The sequence below is a fragment of the uncultured Cytophaga sp. genome (assembly GCF_937863595.1).
Lineage (GTDB): Bacteria > Bacteroidota > Bacteroidia > Cytophagales > Cytophagaceae > Cytophaga.
This window is the reverse complement of record NZ_CALMGQ010000106.1, coordinates 1-5883: the sequence shown is the minus strand read 5'-3', so window position 1 is coordinate 5883 and position 5883 is coordinate 1. Positions and strand designations below refer to the sequence as shown.

3 protein-coding genes are annotated in these 5883 nt (G+C 32.7%); 2 read left to right on the top strand and 1 reads right to left on the bottom strand.

Going from position 1 to position 5883, the window contains the following annotated elements:
• A partial coding sequence (locus Q0543_RS09865; RefSeq protein ID WP_299252049.1) for a BamA/TamA family outer membrane protein occupies positions 1-1998 on the top strand: 1998 nt, incomplete at its 5' end.
• A gap of 399 nt (positions 1999-2397) precedes the next feature.
• Entirely contained in the window at positions 2398-4002 is a 1605-nt protein-coding gene (locus Q0543_RS09860) for a hypothetical protein (protein WP_299252046.1), read from the top strand.
• A 1490-nt stretch (positions 4003-5492) separates the two neighbouring features.
• Here Q0543_RS09860 and Q0543_RS09855 read toward each other — a convergent pair.
• Entirely contained in the window at positions 5493-5822 is a 330-nt protein-coding gene (locus tag Q0543_RS09855; RefSeq protein WP_299252043.1) for a hypothetical protein, read from the bottom strand.
• Positions 5823-5883: the final 61 nt, after the last annotated feature.

Here is a 5883-nt window from a genome sequence, read left to right as displayed (position 1 = left end):
CCCGTATTATTTTCTACAGTCAATACATCATTTTCTCAAAAAGCAGTAAGTGCGGCACTTTTCAATAATGGACTTTTCGATGCACAAGTAACCTATGATATTACTACATCAAAAAATGGCAAAAAAACAAAGGTTAACTATTTGATAAAAACAGGTACAATGTATCGAATCAAAAATTACAAAATCGATATAAAAGATACCGCCATTGTAACTCTACTAACCATCAATACATTTAAAAGCGGTATTAAAATCGATAAAAGATATAGTTTAGATAAGATAAAATCAGAACGTGCAAAAATTGATGACGTATTAAAGGATAACGGATATTATCATTTCAATCCAGAATTTCTACTTTTTGAGGCAGACACATCAGGAGATGCGCACGCAGTAAAACTTCATTTAAAATTAAAGCCACAAACAACTGAAGAAAGCATAAGACGTTACCGTTTATCCAATGTATATGTTTTATTAGATAGTAGCTATACAAAAAAACATACACTACATGAAACGGATACGACACTATTAGAAAATGTTGTGTACTATTTAAATGAAGATTTTAGAGCAGCCCCTATTTCTGAATATGTTTATTTGAGAAGCGGAGATTATTATTCGAGAGAAAATCAAAAGCTCACTGTTAGTAGATTAATGGGTATGAATTTATTTAAATATGTAGATATTACTATAGATGAAAAAGATTCTACTTCATTAGATGTATATATACATTTATCACCACTTCCCAAAAGATCGATAAGTGCTGAAATTGATCTTGTGAGTAAATCAAATAATTTTATTGGACCTGGAATAAGTCTAAATTTAACAGATAAAAACGTTTTTAAAGGAGGAGAGAAAATAAGTTTAGGATTTCATGGATCAATAGAAACCCAGCTAAACGGGCAGTATAAAGGTTTGTATACGTATGAATTCGGGCCGCAATTAAACCTTACGATACCAAGATTTATTCTTCCGTTTAAAGTTAAAGCATCAAGTTATTTTACGCCAAATACCATTTTTACATCTAGTTACACCTATTTAAAAAGAGTAAATTATTTCCAAATGAGTTCACTTCAACTTTCTTATGGTTATAAATGGAAAGAAAGTTTAGCTACAGAACATTATTTAAGGCCTATTAACATCAGTTATTTTAGTGTCAGTAATGTCAGTCCTGATTTTCAGAAGTTATTAAACGACAACCCAGGACTAAACAGGCGCTACGAAAATCAATTCATAGCAGGAATTATGTATTCCTACACCTATAATGAACAAGTATACCCAAAAAGAAAAGTTCAATCGTTTTTCAAGGGCAATATTGATATATCTGGAAACTCATTGAGTTTGATAAATAACCTTACTGGCAAACCAGAGAATTCCGATGGCGTTAAAACAGTTATTGGAACAGCTTACGCACAATATGCAAAATTTGATATTGATGTACGTAACTATATTAAATTGAGTAAGCAATCCGTACTTGCTAGCCGTATGATAGTGGGTTATGGCGTACCCTATGGAAACTCCACAGCATTGCCTTTTGTACGTGGCTTCTTTTCAGGTGGAGCTAACAGCTTGCGTGCATTCCCAGTAAATTCAATTGGGCCTGGCACCTATCGCCTACCTGACTCTTTACAATCCTCCTTCTTTATACAACAAGGTGGAGATATTAAATTAGAGTTTAGTGCGGAATACCGCTTCCCTATTATCAGTATTATAAAAGGAGCTTTATTCGTAGATGCAGGTAACGTTTGGTTGAAAAAAAACAATCCTATGTTACCCGGTGGACAATTCAACATCAATACTGCATTTACACAACTAGCTGTTGGCGGAGGTTTCGGAATAAGAGCAGATTTAAACTTTTTTATTATACGCCTTGATTTGGCAACACCTATCAGAAAGCCTTGGTATCCGGAAGGAGAACGTTGGGTATTAGACAATGTTAAGTTAGGGAGTGGCGCTTGGCGACGACAAAATATTATTTTAAATATTGCTATCGGGTATCCGTTCTAACGATAAATTATACTGCAGAAGAATTCTATGTTTTGTTGTAAAGGCGATTCTACAATGAATTTTAATACGCATTAAAATTGTCAAAGACAGCAAGAAAATAATTTGAAGGTTATATTTCAATTTATACTTTTAACTGTTAGCCAAAAGTACACAAACATTAAATTTACCCCATTTTTATTGGGCGATAACTCAAATAACAAAATAACGACCTTTTTTTACAAAATGTTCATCCGAAAAGACAGGTGAGGATCCTAACGAAACAAAATTTCATCTAAGTACATAGTATAACTTATAGTAAAGAATAAATAAATATTAAAATAAAAGAATGTATCTTGATGACTTTAAAATTTATAAGAAATATATTTTTAAAAGCCTTATTTAAACATAACCAACAAATCAATGAGAAAAATCATTTTAATGTTCTTTGCATTATTACCTGCAATAGCATTTGGTCAGTTAAAACTATCGGACGACTTTGCAGTTTCTACAGGAACGCCATATAAAGTAGTTGATGCAGGAAACAAACAATATTTTCCAGATGGAAAAGGAAATGCAATCTCTATAAAAACAGCAGGTATAAAGGTTACCATACAACGGTATGATGTAGCAAGTATGAAAGAAATCAACAGGAATGAATATATTGACCTTCCTGCTGGTAGCAAAGTTCAAAAAATAATAAAAATAGGCGAACATTTATACTATTTCTATAATACACCTACTAAAACACAAACATTAACGCTAAATGTTAGAGAGATTAGCTTAGCAGACGGCACATTTAAAGCACCTAAACTTTTATTGGAAACAAAAGGTGAAGTAACTTCAATCCTAGGTGCTGGAACAGAAGGCTATGCAAGCCTTTTCGGCAGCGGAGTTTTTTATGATTTTATTGAATCGAGTGACCAATCAAAATTACTTATCCGTTATAGAAGAAAACCATTAGACAAAAATGATGCTGTTAATTATGACGTGCTTGGTTTTTATAGTTTCAATAATGATATGACAAAAAATTGGGGTGGAGAATATAAAATGCCCCATACAGAAAAAGTAATGAACAATTTATCCTATACAATTACCAAAGATGGTATGGGGTATATGATGGCATACATTAACGATACAAAACAATTTGAATTGTTAATCCTTGATGGTAGTACTATTAAAACAGTACGTTTAGATATTGAAGGAACCTTATATTTTCAATCAATCTTAATATCGGAAGATTTGGAAGGAAATCTTTTATGTACCGGATATTATGCAAATGGTATTGAATTTAAAGTAAACTGGACGGGAAATTTGGCAGCAGTAATAAATATCAATGGTATATTACGTTTCAAATTAAACAAAGCTGGCAAAATACTAGAACTAAAAAGATATGATTTCCCAATTGAGTTAATCAATCAATATGAATCCCAACGTTCGAAGTCAAAAAACGCTGCTAGAGAAACAGACGGAAAAGCTGGTATAAATGATCTTACAATTGTAGAAGTAAGACAAGATCCAAAGGATGGTAGCACGTTTATATTAGGAGAACAAAAGTTTATTAGAACTGAAATGTATGGTACATCCACGCAAACCATCTATTATTATACAGATATGGTTGCTACTAAAATAGACAAAAATGGAAAACTTTTATGGATGATAAAAATCCCTAAAACACAATTAGGTTTTAAAGGCAGAGGTGGCATGGGCGTTAAGTATATTAAAGGTGAAGGTGTGCACTATTTGATATTTGTAGACACAAAGAAAAACGCAGGATTAGTAGATAAAAATATCGTTCCTGAAAAATACGTTGATGGATCAGATGCCTATCTTTACGCGTATAAAATAAATGATGCAGATGGCTCATATGAACGAGTTACAATTTTAAATCTCGAAAATGTGAATGGTATTGAAGCATACCAATTCTCAACTTCAAGAATTTTCAATATTTCTAGCAAAATATTCATGCTTGAAATTTACATGAAAGGTAAACAAGACACAATGATTAAAATGCAATTGAAAAAATAATTGTCGTTTAATAGAGTTTAATAAAAAAAGGGATTGTTAGAAATAGCAGTCCCTTTTTTTATTAAGAATACAATATTCATAACCAAGACTACAGAACAAAAGAGCAAGCCTAAAAGCCTACTCCTTTCATTTAATAAATTACACTATACAGCACATTTTGGTTGGTAGAAAAGGTTTAACACGAAGCGAGAAGCAAAGGTGCCAACAAGTACTAAAAGGTAAGCACGGTGGATTGTATGCGAACATAGATAAAAACTAAAAGTATCAGAGATCTATCTTATTTTTAAATGTTGCAATATTATCTTTTACAAATTCAATTAATTCTTGGTCGGGGTTATACATTGCAAATTGTGTTGATTTATTTTCAGCATCAATACATTTAAAAATAAGCCTGCTCCCCATCACCTTCATATAAATATAATCAACCGATTTTATATCTGAATAAAGATACTTCCTAGATTGCAATGTAATCTTATGTTTCACGACCATAAACTCGTTGGAAAATACAACTTCAACATTGCATGGCCATTGTGAAAAGATTATTAAAAGAGAAAATAGAAGCAAAATTATCACTCCCATTATAGTAAAGATTGTATTCCCAATTAAAATAAAAAAAACATAAATTCCGATCGTAATAATAACTAGACCGTACAATTGCCAAATTGAGTTCTTACGTCTTAAATACTCCATAGTTTAATTTTATATCTAAGTCGAAGCTGCAACATATCTGCCCCTGTTGGCGAATCGCTCTCCCTACCTACACCATGACCCGTCCGTGGTTGCGCCTTTTCGGCCAACCATCTGTTACTCTATGATGTTACACAACAAATTTAAAGAGAAAATATTTACAAAACTACAACTCAATTAAAAACTATCTTTGCGCTATTAACTACACATCGAAAAAAATAATATATCTGCCCGTATTTTTAACGGTGAATGGGAACGCTTTTAGGAAATGATGAATATGAAATACGTATTGCCATAGCTTCAAAAAATAAAGGAAAATCAACTCTTATTATGTAAATATTGATTCGAAACTCCGATTATTTTTAATGCTTAACACCACACAGCACATGTCGGTTGGCCGAAAAGGCACAACCGAGGCGACTTACGGGGTTACTGACCAGTACGGAAGACGGAAAGAGCAGGCTTGCCAACCAGTGCGGAAAGGCTTCTGCTGATTCCTCTAAAAACTGGAACGATGTAAAAGACAGCTTTAAACTCGACTAATGAAAACATTTAATATCATTATTGAGAACAATGCAATCATCGATATACAAGACGACCCCGACAAAATCAATAAGCGAACTGCTTAATATCTTCATAACAAAAGAGCAGACTTTACAGGTCTGCTCTTTGCATTTAATAACTTAACACCACACAGCACATGTCGGTTGGCCGAAAAGGCACAACCGAGGCGAGATACGGCTTACCAACCAGTGCGAAAGCGGTGATTAGGTTAGAGTGCGCAGTACCAACATGGAGTAAAACTATTTAGTAAATTCATACGATAACTCTTCTCCTGTAGCTGAGTTAACTGTAATTTTCCATCCATCCCAATTCCAAAGAATAACGTTTTCTTTTAAATCAAATTTCCCATCTACAAAATATGTGTATTCATCTGATTTATGTCGATCAACTATTTCCCTACTAATCTGCCATAAATAATTCCCTTTTGAATCGAACATGAAAACATTTTCACTAAAAAAAACATTTCCTAATGGTTTCACGATAAACAATATATAATTCACTGATTCTATTTTACATTTAACAGGAAAAGGAAGTGTATGAACTTTTCCTGCAATAGTTATTTTTTCCATATTAATTTCCTCCAGTTGGTAATTCTCTAGGATTTGAGAATGTTGCATTTCCTAATACTTT

Coding starts and splice junctions, on each gene's coding strand:
- Q0543_RS09860 (WP_299252046.1), top strand. CDS start 2,398: ATGAGAAAAATCATTTTAATGTTCTTTGCATTATTACCTGCAATAGCA.
- Q0543_RS09855 (WP_299252043.1), bottom strand. CDS start 5,822: ATGGAAAAAATAACTATTGCAGGAAAAGTTCATACACTTCCTTTTCCT.